Origin of the sequence: Mesorhizobium sp. M0166, assembly GCF_040322255.1 — a bacterium.
Taxonomy (GTDB): Bacteria; Pseudomonadota; Alphaproteobacteria; order Rhizobiales; family Rhizobiaceae; genus Mesorhizobium.
On the sequence record NZ_JAMYTD010000037.1, the window covers coordinates 26,327 to 41,832 of the forward strand.

The 15,506-nt window shown below is 61.1% G+C and carries 14 protein-coding genes and 1 pseudogene; 9 read left to right on the forward strand and 6 right to left on the reverse strand.

The window, feature by feature from the left end:
- Positions 1-9: 9 nt before the first annotated feature.
- Positions 10-1,113: a site-2 protease family protein gene (locus NKJ46_RS27590; RefSeq protein WP_352669171.1), complete on the reverse strand. Its 1,104-nt coding sequence runs from the start codon at positions 1,111-1,113 to the stop codon at positions 10-12.
- A gap of 130 nt (positions 1,114-1,243) precedes the next feature.
- Positions 1,244-1,735: a TlpA family protein disulfide reductase gene (locus tag NKJ46_RS27595; protein ID WP_352669173.1), complete on the reverse strand. Its 492-nt coding sequence runs from the start codon at positions 1,733-1,735 to the stop codon at positions 1,244-1,246.
- A gap of 495 nt (positions 1,736-2,230) precedes the next feature.
- Between NKJ46_RS27595 and NKJ46_RS27600 the strand changes: the two genes are divergently transcribed.
- The 7 genes from NKJ46_RS27600 to NKJ46_RS27630 all read left to right on the forward strand — a co-directional run bounded on the left by NKJ46_RS27600 (position 2,231) and on the right by NKJ46_RS27630 (position 7,445).
- On the forward strand, positions 2,231-2,479 hold the full coding sequence (locus NKJ46_RS27600; protein ID WP_352669175.1) for a hypothetical protein: 249 nt from the start codon (positions 2,231-2,233) through the stop codon (positions 2,477-2,479).
- 31 nt (positions 2,480-2,510) lie between these two features.
- Positions 2,511-2,804, forward strand: coding sequence for a hypothetical protein (locus NKJ46_RS27605; RefSeq protein ID WP_352669178.1), 294 nt, complete (start codon positions 2,511-2,513; stop codon positions 2,802-2,804).
- A gap of 84 nt (positions 2,805-2,888) precedes the next feature.
- On the forward strand, positions 2,889-3,332 hold the full coding sequence (locus NKJ46_RS27610; RefSeq protein ID WP_352669181.1) for a hypothetical protein: 444 nt from the start codon (positions 2,889-2,891) through the stop codon (positions 3,330-3,332).
- 37 nt (positions 3,333-3,369) lie between these two features.
- On the forward strand, positions 3,370-4,560 hold the full coding sequence (locus NKJ46_RS27615; RefSeq protein WP_352669184.1) for a mercuric reductase: 1,191 nt from the start codon (positions 3,370-3,372) through the stop codon (positions 4,558-4,560).
- Between the two features lie 85 nt (positions 4,561-4,645).
- Positions 4,646-5,215: an RraA family protein gene (locus NKJ46_RS27620; protein ID WP_352669187.1), complete on the forward strand. Its 570-nt coding sequence runs from the start codon at positions 4,646-4,648 to the stop codon at positions 5,213-5,215.
- Positions 5,216-6,242: 1,027 nt separating this feature from the next.
- Positions 6,243-6,878, forward strand: a complete 636-nt coding sequence (locus NKJ46_RS27625) for a nitroreductase family protein (protein WP_352669189.1) — start codon at positions 6,243-6,245, stop codon at positions 6,876-6,878.
- Between the two features lie 21 nt (positions 6,879-6,899).
- Positions 6,900-7,445 carry a carboxymuconolactone decarboxylase family protein gene (locus NKJ46_RS27630; RefSeq protein ID WP_352669192.1) on the forward strand — a complete coding sequence of 182 codons (546 nt, stop codon included), beginning with the start codon at positions 6,900-6,902 and terminating at the stop codon, positions 7,443-7,445.
- Positions 7,446-8,070: 625 nt separating this feature from the next.
- On the opposite strand, the pseudogene NKJ46_RS27635 reads toward NKJ46_RS27630, so the two are convergent.
- Positions 8,071-8,749, reverse strand: a pseudogene (locus NKJ46_RS27635) (IS110 family RNA-guided transposase); the annotation flags it as partial.
- 293 nt (positions 8,750-9,042) lie between these two features.
- Here NKJ46_RS27635 and NKJ46_RS27640 point away from each other — a divergent pair.
- Positions 9,043-9,324: a DUF427 domain-containing protein gene (locus NKJ46_RS27640; protein ID WP_352669195.1), complete on the forward strand. Its 282-nt coding sequence runs from the start codon at positions 9,043-9,045 to the stop codon at positions 9,322-9,324.
- Positions 9,325-9,654: 330 nt separating this feature from the next.
- Here the strand turns inward: NKJ46_RS27640 and NKJ46_RS27645 are convergent, their stop codons facing one another.
- The 3 genes from NKJ46_RS27645 to NKJ46_RS27655 form a co-directional block, all read right to left on the reverse strand.
- Positions 9,655-9,846: a hypothetical protein gene (locus NKJ46_RS27645; RefSeq protein ID WP_352669197.1), complete on the reverse strand. Its 192-nt coding sequence runs from the start codon at positions 9,844-9,846 to the stop codon at positions 9,655-9,657.
- A 1,114-nt stretch (positions 9,847-10,960) separates the two neighbouring features.
- Complete coding sequence (gene nhaA, locus NKJ46_RS27650; protein ID WP_352669200.1) at positions 10,961-12,829, reverse strand: Na+/H+ antiporter NhaA; 1,869 nt, start codon at positions 12,827-12,829, stop codon at positions 10,961-10,963.
- 31 nt (positions 12,830-12,860) lie between these two features.
- Positions 12,861-13,922, reverse strand: coding sequence for a sensor histidine kinase (locus NKJ46_RS27655; RefSeq protein ID WP_352669203.1), 1,062 nt, complete (start codon positions 13,920-13,922; stop codon positions 12,861-12,863).
- Positions 13,923-15,063: 1,141 nt separating this feature from the next.
- On the opposite strand from NKJ46_RS27655, the gene NKJ46_RS27660 reads away from it, so the two are divergent.
- Entirely contained in the window at positions 15,064-15,417 is a 354-nt protein-coding gene (locus NKJ46_RS27660; RefSeq protein ID WP_352669206.1) for a zinc metalloprotease, read from the forward strand.
- Positions 15,418-15,506: the final 89 nt, after the last annotated feature.

A 15,506-nucleotide genomic window follows, 5' to 3' on the forward strand; every position in this document is an offset into this window, starting at 1 on the left:
CTCATTGGATCAGGAAACCGAACTGTCTAAGCCTCGAACCCGACGCGTAACTGAGCTGAAAGCCCCTCCACTCCCGCCACGGCCTGGAAATGCCATAAGCGCCATCATTTCCGCGAGCGTCTCGCTCGTCACGAGACCGACCAGCTTCCCGGTGGCGTCCATCACCCCCACAGTCGACGCGGAATTATCCTGCATGGCTCTGAAAGCATGCTCGAGGGTGGCGCGACAGTCGACCGTCGGAGCAGGCACGCTCATGGCGTCGGCCACCCGTGCATCCGGCCCCACCTGTTTCCTCGACCGAAGGATGTCCGTGCGATCCAGAATGCCGACGAAACCTCCATTGCCGTCGACCACGGGAAATGTTCTTTGTTCGGTCCGCAATAGAGCCTCTACAGCGTCGTCGATGTGAGTATCCGGCTGGAGCGTCACGAACTGAGTCATCATCGCCTGGCGCACCGGCACGCCATGCGAGACCGCGCGTAACGCGACCGAATGGGCTTCCGAGGAGGCAGCCAGATAAACCAAGATGGCGATGAAGACGAGTATCGGATTGTGGAAGAGCCCGAGGAAGCCGAGTACGAAGGCGGTGAATTGGCCGATCGAAGCGGCGCGCTCAGTCGCCCGCACAAAGCCCATGCGGCTTGCGAGCGCCGAACGAAGCACGCGGCCACCATCCATGGGGAAGGCGGGAATAAGGTTAAAGAGCGCGAGAATGAGATTCACCGTAGCAAGCCGGTCCACCATTGGAACCTTCATGTCGTCGATACCCATTGCGGCAGTTGCGCTCAGGTGTGCATGGGCAACGACGATCAACGCAGCGGCGATGGCCACGTTCACGGCTGGACCTGCAATCGCGATGAGCAATTCCTCCCAAGGCTCCTCCGGAATACGTTCGAGCTGCGCGACACCGCCAATTGGCAACAGCGTCACGTATGGCGTCGGCACACCGAAAGCCCGGGCGGTAAAGATGTGCCCGAACTCGTGCAGCAGTACGCACAAGAACAGTAGCACCACGAAGAGCAGCGTGTTCCACGCCATGGCGGCGCCGTTCGACGCGTAGCTCGAGGCGAAGATCCACGCGAGAAACAGCACGAACGTGATGTGCAGTCGCACTACTGTTCCCGCTACCTTTCCGATGTTCAGTGACCAGGACACATAAGCCTCTTATTGCTAGTTATGTCTGTTGTGATGGACAGGAAATGTCCGGTGCGAGTGAGGTCGGCAGACTTCTTCCCGCGCATCTTCACGGGGCGGCCGGACCGCTCCCGCTGACTGCTCTAATAAACCTGTCGGTGTCGATGCTGAATCCGTCCTGTAGAACCACGCCGTCGGGGTCTATCGCCACGAACCACGGCGTGCCGCCGGTGCAGTAGTTTTCCATCGTCCTCGGATTGACGCCAAGCGGCGAGCGGCCCTCGTGGCCAAAGGGAATTCGCAGGCCGTACCGTTGCTGGTCTAAGGGCAGCTTATCTCGGGTGTTGACATAGGTGCCCTCGAACGCGGTCTGGACTGCTGCAAAGCCGACGTTCTTGGTGCTGGGATTTTGAACCAGCGCCTGGAGAGTCGGGAATCCGGTCGAATGGCAGCCGTCGCACCAATGTTGATAGAAAAACAGTAGTCTATAGCGCGCACCGAGCTCCTCCATGGTAAGAGGCGGGCGCTGCTTCCCGTCAGCATCGATCCAGTACGGAACAGCGAGTTCCGGGGCAGCTCGTCCTGCGATGGTCTGGATCATGTCGTTGCTCGCAATCCTGATTGCGGCCAAGTGCCGGCCGTCGGCAGCGGTCTCTCCACGCCCCCTCTGCAGTCGGAGTTATTGCCGTGAAATTCGCCGGTAAAGGTATGATTTTAATAACCGCATGTAATGCCGCGGCCGGGATGATCGTAGCGTGAAGAGACCGCTGTCGCCGGCCGAGTGTGCCGCTCGAGGGAATGCTCGTGAAATAGGCGCCTCACTCTCGCTACGGGGCCCAGGCGGACCTCGCCGTTCCGGGAAAAGCCGGCGTCCGCTCGGCAGACGTGATCTTAAATTTCAACGGGATTGAACTCAATCCTCAACTCATTATCGCCCGCCGCCCGTTGGCTCCGGAATTGGCGTTCCATTCTACCCATCTACTCCCTCGGCCCCATCGTCGATGTGAACGCCTGGGAATGGATTCGATAACAGTCGGATATTTCCCAGCGAGAGGCTGCTGACGTACCGTCCGCAAAGACTCACTAGGAGTTTCGGATGAGTTTAAAAATAGCTGATGTCGTGGACGTCGTTTCGCAGCTCGTCGACCAGGGTTACGAACGCGAGTTTCGCATAAAGGATGGTCGCCTTTTCGACCTGGCACGTAGTTCGGCGCTGGACACGAAGGACATCCACGTGGACACCGCCCTCCGGTTGGCGAGCGGGAGAGACGGCGAGGATGCCTCCAATATCTATGCCATTTCGGATCTGAAGTCGCACAGCAAGGGATTGCTCGTCGACGCGTAACGACATTTTCGACGAGATCTGCGACCGGGGATTGGCGGATCGGCTGGCGGAGAACCGCAAAGCCGAGTTTGTCGAAGGTAGTGATGTCCCGAGCCGCTACGGCTTGCGCAAGGTCTACAAGCGCGAGTTCGACCGCGATCCAGAGCGCTACGTCCTGCGCATCGACTACCCGGACTTTCCGGAATGCCCCTTCGGCGAGTCATTCTCGATGCTCGGTTTCGATACGGCCGAGCAGACATATGTTTGGCTGGTGACCAGCATACTCCAGGATTCGCGGCTGAACCAAATTCCATATCAGGGCGCGGATGTTCCCGACAACGAATGAATTACGTCCGCGACCATGGCGATACTCCTCAAACCGCAGTGGATAGCCGGACCGAGCGGAACAAGATCCCTGAGGGAGTGAACGATGGACAAGAACGTCATCAAAGAGACGATGCTCTCGCTTGAGGCCGCCGCCTTTCAAAGTGCCCGCGAAAAATACTTCGATTATGTTGCTGACGCTCGGCTCGACCGCAGTGAGCCGATAGAGAACGATGAGCACGCACAGGCGGAGGTCGCCAGTGATTTTTCCGAAGCACTGGACGATACGGTTCACGATCACAGCGACAAGCTCGATAAGCTTAGAAAGATCGACTTCGGGCCAAAAACGACCGTCACCGAGGGAGCGCTCGTGCAGCTTTCCGGTCGCTACTTCATCATTGCGGTCTCCACGGCCAAGTTCACATGCGAAGGTCGGGAGATCATGGGGATTTCCACAATGGCTCCGATCTTCGAGGCAATCGAAGGAGCACGGGCCGGAGAGACGGTGGAGTTCAAGGAGAGGAAGCTTGTGATCGAAGACATCGCATAGCGATGCTCACCGAATCTCCTGCGAACGAGAGAACCGCATGGCAGAAGAATTTGACGCGATCATAGTCGGCGCAGGCCAATCCGGTCCCTTCCTTGCGGTCCGTTTGGCCGAGCAAGGTCAGGAGGTTGCCCTTATTGATCGTGAGCATCTCGGGGGAACCTGCGTCAATGACGGCTGCACGCCGTCAAAGACGTTGATTGCGAGCACGCGGGCTGCATGGACGGTTGGCGTCGGGAACCTCACGCTGAGGGCCGGGCAGATCTTCATCAATACAAGCGCATCGGCCGCCATCCCGGATTGGCCTGGTCTTGCTGATGTGCCCTACCTCACCAACACGACGATGATGGAACTCGAAGCGGTTCCGGATCACCTCGTGATTGCCAGCGCGAGCTATGTCGGTTTGGAGTTCGCCCAGATGTACGCCCGCTTCGGGGCCAAGGTGACTGTCATAGAGCGGGCGAAGCGGCTTGCGCCGCGCGAGGACGAGGACATCTCCGCAGCTACCCGTGCGATATTGGAAGCAGGTGACGTCAGCTTCCTGGTCGACAGTGCGATCGAAGAAGCAACGGCGACGAAGCGTGGCGTCCGTATCTCATTCAGATCGAACGATCGGATCGGTTCTGTCGAAGGAAGCCATCTTCTTGTTGCACTCGGGCGGTCGCCAAATTCGTCCGACTTGGATCTCTGTGCTGCCGGGCTCGATACTGGTGCCCGTGGTTACATGTCCGTCGACGATCATCTGCGCACGAAGGTGACCGGGATTTGGGCCATTGGTGACATCAACGGCCGCGGTGCCTTCACTCACACCTGGTACAACGACTATGAGATCGTTGCGAATAGCGTGATCGATCGCCGTTCGATTGCGAATCGAATCCCAGTCTATGGCCTTTTCATCGATCCTCCGCTTGGCCGCATCGGCATGACCGAGGCCGAGGTGCGCGATTCAGGCTGGGCTGCAATGATCGCCACCTATCCTATGGCGAATGTTGCCCGCGCTCACGAGCGTGGCGAAACGCAAGGGCTGATAAAGGTTCTCGTCGACTCAAGTTCCGGGAGAATCCTGGGTGCGGCAGTCCTCGGAATAGGGGGTGACGAAGTCGTACACTCGCTTCTGCAGCCGATGGCGGCCGGAACATCGTACGAGCAGATGATGCAGACGGTACACATTCCTCCGACGGTAAGCGAGCTCATTCCCACGGTGTTGGCCGGCCTCAAACCACTTGAGTGATCGACTTGAACCGGGGCCAAGGTATCCGGGCGACGGCTGCGAAAAGAGCGTCGCCACGGTCTGAAGCGCGGAAGGAGGCGCAGCGTTGATCGGCAGCGTGCAGGAACGGCAGGAGCGCCCAAGTGTGGCGGCTGTGACCGACGCGCTTGGACGGGTGCTCAATCACCAGGCCAATGCACTGGACCTCGTCTCGCCGACGCCCGGACGCGTCCTCTTCGGTGTTGCCGTCACAATCCGTTTCCTTCCCTATCGGGACGATCTGTTCCAGGAAGAGGCCAACAGCTTCGCGCGATGCTTCTATGCGGCGATCGGCAATGAGCCGCAGGGAAAGGTCATTGTGTTTGACAGCGCCGGGTACGGCAATACGTCGGTAGGCGGCGGCACGAAACTTTCCAGGCTAAATAACACTGGCGTCGCCGGATTGATAACCGACGCACGGCTGCGCGACTTTCGCGAGCTGGTCTTGCACGGTGTCACCGTCGTCCCCGGAGATTATGTGTACGCCGACTCCTCGGGTGCCGTTATTATACCCGCAACGCACTTCGAGGAGGTGTGGGGGGCAGCCACCAAAATCGAAACCAACGAAGTAGTCCAACGGCAATCGATCCGAGAGGAAAATCCGGAAGACGTGAACGTGGGAAGCCGCGAACACTGAAGCGGGTGGCTCTCTTGGCGCGATCAAGCCCTTGAGTTGGTGCTGCGATGTCGGAAGCCGAAACGACGCTTCTGCACTCGCCCGCGAGATGGCGGCTTTCCTTTGGGCCATCGGCCACCAGGTTGAGCCAGTGCGCTGAAGATGCGGTGCGCTTCCCCCCGTGAAGATCGAGCTTCCGGCAAACGCTCGTCTCCCGCTGGGGTCGCCGCTAATTGATCGGCTTCAATCCGGCGGAACAACCGGGACAGCACTGAGACGGGATGTGGCAACGGTGGGGGATTCCCGCGCTAGCTATGTGGCTGGGCAACGGCCCAACGCCCGATTCTAGACAAGGACAGCCCAAGACGGATTACGGAAGTGCGGTAGCCAACCCGCGGATAAGAGCATGATCGACCGTCGTCTCAAGGGCTCATCCCGTCCCCGGGCTGTCCATCAAAGGCAAACATCCTGTGGCAAAGACATGGGACGGAACAGTTCATCTACCACGCTTGACCATGGTCATAAGAGCTAGCCGACCGCGCCGGACGCACGCGCGCATGATGCTTTAAGGCGACGATACCCTCGTCTATCGAATGCATGTCCAAACGGAATTTCCAATGCCCTCTGCAGCGTCCGATCATGAGATCCACTGGGTTGGCCGAACATCCAACCGCCTCGACGTTGGATGAAGTCATTGCGCTGAGCTGTTTGCGCACGCGGGCTATAAAGGAGGACCGAATGAACCACAGAAGACCGTCGGCCCGGCTGTCGCCGTCTCGCTGGTCGCGTGCAAGCGTGGCGGCGCTCGCGTAGATGAGCAGACCCGCGGCCCGATCGCGAACGTCGTGGACGCTGATATGTCACCTGTCAAGCCGTCGCGCTGCGCCGAGTAGTCCTCGAAGCGAGGCCACATGGTTCACCTTTGCTTTCGGACACGACCCAAGGCCTCCGGCATTAGATGTCTACGCGCCTCGTTGCCGCGGCATTTTCAACAAAGAGGGCGAAAGCACTCTCGTACCTCAGCCTATCCTGAACAATAGGAATCTTCATGACCAACGGAACGACCATGACCAACGCCGTCATTGACTGCATTCTGAGCCGCAGCTCTACCAAATACTACGATCCCACCGCCGCCTTGAGCGACGACCAAATCCGCGAGCTGGTGCGAATCGGCACCACCGCGCCGACATCTTTCCACTTGCAGAACTGGCGCTTCATTGCCGTGCGCACCCCGGAGGCCAAAGCCAGGCTGAGCCCAATCGCATGGAGTCAGCCCGCGATCACCGAAGCGGCCGTTACCTTCATCGTCTGCGGACAGTTGGCCGATTCCAGCGTAATACCAGAGCGTCTGGCACCGCTGGTGGAGGCCGGCATCATGCCCGCAAAGATGGTGCCGGAATGGGAAATCCCCGCACGCGATCTGTACATGGAGTACCCGCAGCGCCAGCGCGACGAGGCAGTTCGCACCGGCACGTTCGGCGCGGCGGCGATGATCTATGCGGCCCGCTCGCTAGGCTTGGGTTCGACGCCGATGATCGGCTTCGATGCCGAGGCGGTGCACCGCGAGTTCGGACTGACCAAGGATGAAGTACCGGTCATGCTCCTGTCCGTAGGGGCGGAGCGTCCGGGAAACTGGGCGCAGAAGTCGCGCCGTCCGGTCGCCGATGTGCTGCATCTCGTATGAGTATTAGTTAGGAAGAACACGATGCCAAGAACCGCTGCCCTAAAGTCGGAACAGGTACCGACCGATTGCAAACTGACTCTCGACGCGTTCTCCAAGAACATCGGGTTCACCCCAAATATGATGGCGACCTTTGCGCAGAGCCCGATCGCGTTCAACGCGTGGGCCTCCCTGCTCGGCTCCTTGAGCAAGGCGCTCGACGTGAAGACGCGCGACAGCATTGGCCTCGCAGTCTCGGAAGTGAATGGCTGCAACTACTGCCTGACGGTTCACAGCTTTACGGCCGAGCACATGGCTAAGCTTCCGACCGATGAAATTATGCTCGCACGGAAGGGACACGCCAGCGACCCGAAGCGGAATGCCGCGGTCCAGTTCGCGCGCAAAGTCATCGAGACCCGAGGCCATGTCAGTGACGCCGATCTGAAAGCCGCTCGCGATGCTGGCTACACGGATGCGAACGTCATGGAGATCGTCGCGCTGGTGGCTATGTACTCCCTAACGAACTTTTTCAATAACGTATTCGATCCCGAGAACGACTTTCCGGCCGTTGCGCCGGCGGGCGCGATCTGAATGCTATCCGGTCTCATCGACCATTTGCTAGAGCACTTGGAGGCGTCGTTTGATGCGAGCGTGACGTCATCGCCCAGATGCACCGAGGACCGTTTCTCGGGAACGCGTCTGGGCTTTTCGGATCTATCGAGAAGGTTAGGGTAAATTTCGCACCAAATCAGGATTGCACAATTATCCCCACGGCCGATCGCGCAAAGCCATGTGCTGCTTCGGAAGATCGAATGGGGAAAACGGAAAACAAAGAATGCGGCGGCGCTACGGTCGTAGCAAGGCGTTGCTTCCAAGAGCGCTGGATGCCGTATAGGGAGGGTCCAGCATCAGTCTCACGAGAACGACGCTGTTTATCGGTCCTTCTGCCATGCATTCGGCACAAGCGGTGCAATCCGTCCCGCTCAATGAACCTCAGGTTTGAGCCCGTTTCCTGATCCGCGCTGATGCACATATCAACCTCACATCCGGTCGCCGCTCGTGCGGCCGCACCATAAAATCCAGCCTTCGGCGGCAAGGGCTCAGGGGGACGAGACCAGTTTGATGACGGCGTTTAACGCATGCCGCAATGCGGTCGTCTACCTGGTTCCGGCGGGACTGATCAGCCCCGGGGCCGAACTGCGATTCACCAAGGTCGTCATGGCCTGACGACAGCTCCCTCTATCACCACGCCGGCGCTGACATACTTCCACAAAGCCACGACCAGCTTGCGGGCCAACGCCGTGATCATCACCTTCTTGAAGCGACCGCCATTCTGGGCAACGCGCTAGTCGAACCATCGACTGAGCAACGAACCTGGTTGGTGTCGCAGCCAAAGCCAGGCCATTTCCAATAGCGTCGATCGCAATCGCGGATTTCCGGACTTGCCGATCCCTGTTCCCGGTTGATCGATCCGCTCTGCCAGGGCGTCGGCGCAAGACCGGCATAGGCAGCCACCTGCCTTCGTGCCAAACTGACGGAATAGCTCTTCGCCCCAGAGAACGGCGGCAAATTCCGGCCCGACACCGACGACCTTCGACAGCAAGGCAACTTCCCGCGCGGATTGCCGTTCTTTTGCAAGCATGGCGTCCCGCTCGGCTTCTGCTGCCTTGATCTGATCGAGCAGCATCTCCATCCGGGCGAACTCGCGCAGGACCCGGAGCTTCATGTGTTCGGGCAAATCCTATTCATCGCCTCTGCGAAGTGCCTCCAACCGATCGCACGATCACGCCGTAGAGGGTCGGCGCCGGTGATGCCCTGTGAGAAGATGAGCCCCTTGGTCCGGTTGCTGTGCCGGATGCGTTCCTCCATCAACCCTTGCGTTCCCGTACGATGCGGCACAGACGCGCTGGCACGAAGTCCAACCGTCTTGATTGAAGAGCACTCGATCCCATCCGGCCCTGCCTCGACGATGACCAGGTCGCTGAGATTTTGCGCGAACGGACCTGGAGAGGTTTGGATCGAGCGCTTCGGTCAGTCGTCGATGGAACGTCGCGATGTCCCAAGCCTGACGGTGGCATGACCTGGCGAAGCGTAGCGTCATGCAATCCATTCCCGATCGTTATTTCGCTGCGGCGACGGCTCGCGATAGTGTCGCGGTGAATGTGGCTATGACTGCGAGGAGCAGGAAATGAAGACGGCGACTTGGAACGGCGCGACGATCGCGGAGTCCGATAAGACAATCGTCGTCGAGGGAAACCACTACTTCCCGCCAGGGAGTGTCCGCAAGGAATTCCTGCAGGCGAGTTCGACGACGAGCCGATGCCCATGGAAGGGCACGGCGAGATATTATTCGTTGCTGGTGGATGGAAAGACCAATGAGGATGCCGCGTGGTACTACCCGGAGCCGTCCACGGCGGCCGCGAACATCAAGGACTACGTGGCTTTCTGGAACAGCGTCGACGTCAGATAGCCGAACCGCCTGTCCTCCAAGAACGTGCCGGGGGTCCAGATTCCGTGTCCACGAATCCTCGGAGTGGCTTCTGCTTTGACGGCAATTCGCCTACGGGTCAATACTCGTCTGAGGACGGAAAAAATATCAGGCGCAACACCGATTCGAAACTCGGGAACATTTGCGACAGATCCTTTGCGCAAGATCAAGTTGCAGCCAGCCAAGTCCTCCGAGGCCGCGGAATTCCAGACTTTTAGCGCGAATTCAGGATTTTATCGGCAGCATATAGCTGGATGCCGTGTTGAATGATGCATCGGCCGGCCTCCAACGACCTGGAGCGATTTTGCGTGGTCAGGTTGGACAGGAAAAGCCGAAGCGGAGCTCGTCGGAGGCGAGTCGAACCACTGTCATGCGCGTCGAGTAGCGAAACTTCGGCCATGGCCAACCGAACCGGATTGCCGGGCCGTCCACGATCCATATGTTCCGCGCGCCGAGTTTCAGCGTGTTGAGCGGCGGATAGGTGATCTGTGCATCGTCGAGCATCGGTCGGAAGCGTTGGCGTCTGAGGCGGGCTAGGCCGCGACAAGCCCGAGCGTGCTGTCGCTCATCTATGCCGGAGGCACCACCGCCGTGAAGACGATTTCGATGAGCTGCTCGGGAAAAGCCAGTCTCGAAACGCCGATCAGATTGCTGGCGCACTGAGGCCGCGCGGTGGCCTAGGCTTCCTTGCGTACCTTGCCCGCAACCCGCAAACGCTTCATCGACGTCGAGGACATAGAGTGTCTCTTAAACTACGTCGTCGAGGGTGCGCCGAAATGCGCTAGAGTCTTTGCCGCGTTGGCATAGGTCACCCGCATCTGCTCTGCCATCATCGAGAAGTCGGCCGTTAGCCGGATTCATCGAGCGCCGCGGGCGCGATCATGGCCGCCTCGGCGGAAAAGCTAGCCGCACTCAAACTTGCGTTCGACAAGGAAAAGCGGACAGGTAACGCTTACAGCAGGGAATTCGTAACCTATTACCGACGGCGCCGCCGGTTGCTGGATCACCAACGAGGCCGGCCTTGCCCGGTTGCCGTCAAATACGCCCTATCTGCGACTGGTCGATTACGAGATAGCAGCGGTTGACCACCATACCGCGCGCCCTCCTATGCGATTCATCGCCTGCGCGCCCGCCACGGTCTGCGTTTTGACGATATAGATGATCTCTGGGAGATCCACGAAGCTTTCGCTGCCCAGGTGCTGGCGAATGTCGCTAAGAGGACGCCTGCTGAAGTCCTTCGCGAGCTCGCCTATGATCTTGCCTCTCAGGTCGCGATGGAAGTGCTTGCGCATCTCGCCTAGGGTCCTGGGGTCGGACACAACGACCAGGTGTTCTATGGTCCCTGTCCAGGCTGAGCTTGTTCAGGAACGCGGCCGTCGCTGCCGCGAAGTCGTCCTCGACGAGCCGCCTGCCATCGGGGTTGGCAAAGCCGGTCTGATGGCGCTGAGTGGGCGGGCGCAGGCGGAGCCGCCGTGATCTCGACCAAATGCACCCCAGGTTTCACGCCAGTATTGTGGAACAGGCGGACCGTCTCGCGGTCAGCGACTACAACTGTTGTAGCGGTAGGTAGCATCATCCAAAGACCTCCTGTTGACGATCCCGCAAAAACGCCTGCCGGCTATGATACTTGCGTGCCGACGCTCTGCGGCGCCTCTTCGATAAGCTCTTGGCGCGTAGCTCCCCAGAGCAGGGTAGTCCCAACGACGGCCGAAAGAATCGACGCGGCAAACACGGCGATCTTGGCGGACGAGAAGTCACTGGTGCTTGGAAACGCCTGCCCGGCGATGAAGAGCGACATCGTGAAGCCGATGCCAGCGAGGGCACCTGCCCCGGCCAACTGCCGCCACGTGTACTCCGCCGGCTTGACAGCTATGCCTGCGCGCACGGCCGCGGCGGCCGCGAGGAAAACGCCGAGCGGCTTTCCTACGGCGAGGCCGGCGATGATCGCGGCCATGAGCCAGCCATGCCCAACGAAGAGAACCGGGCTGATCGCCACACCCGCATTCGCCAGTGCGAAGATCGGGAGGACAGCGTAGCTCGACCGCGCACCGGCGTGCCGCAGCAGCCGGTCGGCGGGCGATTCAAGTCTGTCGTAGATCGCGTCGAGCGCGTGCAGGGCCGGGGTGGAGGGGCCATGCCTGAGAACCTCGCCCTCGTGCCGGGCCTCGGAGGCGATGATGGTGCTGGCCTGCATCATCAAGGCGGCCAAGTCGGCGGGCGGCCGTGTCGGAATGAACAGCGCAAGTACCACGCCGGCCAGCGTAGCGTGGAGGCCGCCCGCGTAGACGAACGCCCACAACACGACGCCCAACAGGATATAGGGCGACAGCAGGTAGACCCTCGACCGGCTCAGCAGCGCCAGCGCAACCACAACCGCCGCGGCCGCGGCAAGGTAGGCCAGATGGATCTCGCCGGAGTAGAACACAGCGACGACCACGATCGCGCCGATGTCGTCGACGATGGCCGCAGCGGTGAGAAAGATGCGCAGCTCCACGGGGACGCGCGCGCCCATTACGGCGATCAAGGCGATCGCGAACGCCGTGTCCGTCGCCATCGGGATGCCCCACCCGTGCGACCACGGCCCCGCTGGGATGACCAGCGCATACAGAAGGGCGGGCACGACCATGCCGCCGAGCGCGGACGCAATCGGAAGCGCGGCGGAGCGGCGGCTCGCAAGGTGGCCGACCGTCATCTCGCGTTTCACTTCCAACCCAACGACGAGAAAGAACACCGTCAGCAGGCCGTCGTCGACCCAATGGAGGATGGACATCCGGAAGGCCGCGTCACCCAAGCTCACACCGAGCTCCTGGCGCCAGAACGCGTCGAACGCCGGCCCGAGCGGAGAGTTCGTCAAGACGACCGCCACCACGGTCGCGAGGACCAGCAAAATGCCGGCGGAGGCGCCCCAGCTGGCGAAGTCCAGGGCTGCTGTACGGACCCGGTGGCCGAGCGTTCCAAGCATCGCATCGACGAGAGAGCTCTCGTCCCAGGGTCCGTCGTAGCGCCGGCGGTTGATGTAGAAGGTCGGCGTGAACCTCACGCCGCTTGCGCGTGAGCTTGCGACATCCGCCTCCACCCTCGCCCTCGCACGCCGCACGGCGTCGCTGTCGCCGACCGCGAAGTCGGCGTTCACGCCGAGGTCCGCGGCGACTGCCAAGAGGTCGTCCTCTGTGAGCTGCATCGACCTCGTCATCAGTTTGATGTGCGCGGACCAGAACGCCTCGGGCGTATGGGCAAGCTCAGCGAGTTCGGCGGCCCGAAACGCTAGACTGTTGTCCGTGAGCGGCCTGTGCCGGAAGGCGTAACAGACGCGGTCGCCGAGTTGGTCGCGTGCTTGCGCGATGCGCTCGTTGGCAGCCCTGCAGTGTTGGCATGCGTAGCTGCCGTACTCGACGAGCGTGATCTCGGCATCGGCGGGGCCGAGCACGTGGTCCGTCTCGTGGTCGACGGGACGGTCGAGGCGGCCGGGCGGGATCATAAGCTGCATCGCTGAGCCGGTCTCCGGGTGTTCGCGCCGGCTACGACGTCGGCGCAGCCGTCCCTGGGTTGATGACGTGGAATTCGCCGCCGTCAGGTGACGACGTGTACGCGATCTCCCTGCGGACGACGCTGCTGGGGAGCCCAGCTGCTTGCACCCGCGGCAGGAAGAGCCGCACCAGCGTGCCGGCACCCCGCCCGCTCTCTATACGGACCGCGCCGCCTCGTCCTTCGGCGAAGCGCTGGACCTGGGGGAGCCCGAGGCCGGAGCCGCGGCCCGCGGGTTTTGTCGTGAAGTACGGGGTGAAGGCCTGCGAGAGGACCTCCTCGGGCATGCCCACCCCGTCGTCGGCGACGACGATCTCGACGAATCCCTGCGCCGTGCCATGTTCGACGTTCCGCGCCGCAACAGTAATCACGCCGCCGTACGGCATCGCATCGGCCGAGTTTCGGCAGAGGTTCAGCAAAGCAAAGTACAGCTCTTCCGGGTCGGCATCGAAGGCCCATAAGTCAGAAGCGATCTCGCTGCGGACTGTGACGTCTGGATGCAACGCCCGGTCAAGCGTTCCTGCTATCGCTGCGAGGCGACTGCCTGCGACAAACCCGTCGATCGACTTGGGGCACGGCCGCGCAGCGTCGAGCAGCTGCCGGCTGAGCAACGCGCCTCTCGTGATCGCCTCCTGCATTTTGCCGACGATGACCTTTCGGGAAGCGGCATCGCTCTGGCACTCGAGCAGCCGCAGGCCGCTGCCGATCACGGCGAGAACGTTGTTGATGTCGTGGAGGACAAACTGCGCCACGCCCGCTATCGCCCTCACCCTGTCCCGCCCGCCAGCGACGACCGCGCCAAGCGTGTCGGACTGCGAGCCGGTGTGGCACAAAATCCCCGAGACCTCGCCGTCGGACCCCAGCAGCGGGATCTCCACGCACCTGGACGCAATGAGACCACTACCGCCATCTTGGACGACCCGGACCCTTGCACTGAACGCGCGCCGCACTCCAAGCGCGACCCCGGCGCTGTCCACGAGCACGACGACATCCTCCAGCGGCGGGCTTTCGATCGAGCCGGGGAACGAAACGCCAATTGTCTCTTTGATCTGCATGTCGGATCTCCTAGCCTGCGATCGTTCGATGGATCGAAGAGTGAGTCCATGACGGTCGAAAGGAAAATCACCTCTCGCCATGGAGTCGATAGCTGGCCGTTATCGGAATGACCCAGGGCGCCTGGGGCGCGCCCGGAGATGTGCGCCGCGCCTCTCTGCGAGGACTCGCCGAGCAGCACTCTTGGCCGCGGAGAAGAGGTCCTCGGCTATCCTGCCGGCTGCGGGGCATTACGGGCGGTTATCGAGATCATAGCTTTACCAGCCGATTCCACGGCAATACCGCTGGTGCCGCGAGCGCGGTCGTGAGACCGAACCGACCGCATCCACCCGCCGCAGTCAGACTTGCGAGTATAGCCATGACTCATTGCATCGAAGGACAGCCTGCTCCCGAACTCACGGTCCCCTGCTGGATCGATGCTGAGGGAAAGGAACGCCCGCCTCTCAGCCTGAAGCAGCTCGGCGCGCGGTACAGGCTGCTCTTTTTCTACGAGCATTGGTGCGGTGGCTGCCACTCGCACGGATTTCCAACTCTCGAGGCGTTGGTTCAAGATCCCGCGCCACGGATGTCGGGGTCGCCGCAGTCCAGACCGCATTCGAGGGCGTCTACGTCAATACGCGCAACAAGCTGCCCGTGGACCAGCAACGCTACGGCCTCCGAATTCCCTTCGGCCACGAGGGCCGCTCGCCGCTCGGCGTTCATCCCATGACGATGGAAACTACCGCACTGGCGGCACGCCGTGGTTCTTTGCCATCGACCCTGACGGAGTGGTCCTTCAGGACGGCTTCGTCATCGACGCCGACAGGTTTGCCCGAGCGCTCGGCGAGAGCGGTCCAGCTGTCCCGTGAAGGTGTGCGGGACGCGACCGATTCTTGGCCCACGAAAGAGACAATCGCCCCTGTCCCGCAGCAGTGTGCTGCGCAGTCCTTGGTCTCACCCGCCGCACCCGCACACACCGTGCATCGGCGTCGCTCGCGCCCGGACGCCTCCTGTCCATAACAACAGACATAACTAACAAGTTGAGGCTTATGTGTCCTGGGCAATGAACATCGGAAAGGTAGCTGGCACCGTTGTACGCCCGTCTTTGCCCACGCGTACCCGCGCGCCACTGCCGCTATCGGTGTCGACGACGTGCAGGTTCCAATGGTGGACCGGCTTGCCGCGGTGAACCTCGTTCAGGCGCTCTTCAACCTATTCCCGCCTTCCCCATGGACGGCGGCCGCGTGCTTGCGCGGCTCTCTCGCAAGCCGTATGGGCTTGTGCGGGCGACTTGAACGCGCCGCTTCGATCGGCCAGTTCACAGCCTTCGTACCCGGCTTCATCGGCCTCTTCCACAATCCGATTCTCGTCTTCATTGCCGTCTTCGTTTATCTGGCAGCCTCCTCGGAAGCCCATTCGGTTGCGTTGTGCGCCGCCGTAGCGAGTAAAGCCGGGCAAACCGCTCCAAATTGCCGCTATAAAGGAAGGACCGCCGTATCCGGCAAGACCAACGGCTGACATTTCTCGGGCGATGGAGTACGATTCCTCCAGGCTGGAGAGAGCCCGCGTGTGGCGCACGAAGAGCTTGATCAGCCGACGTCAAGCCG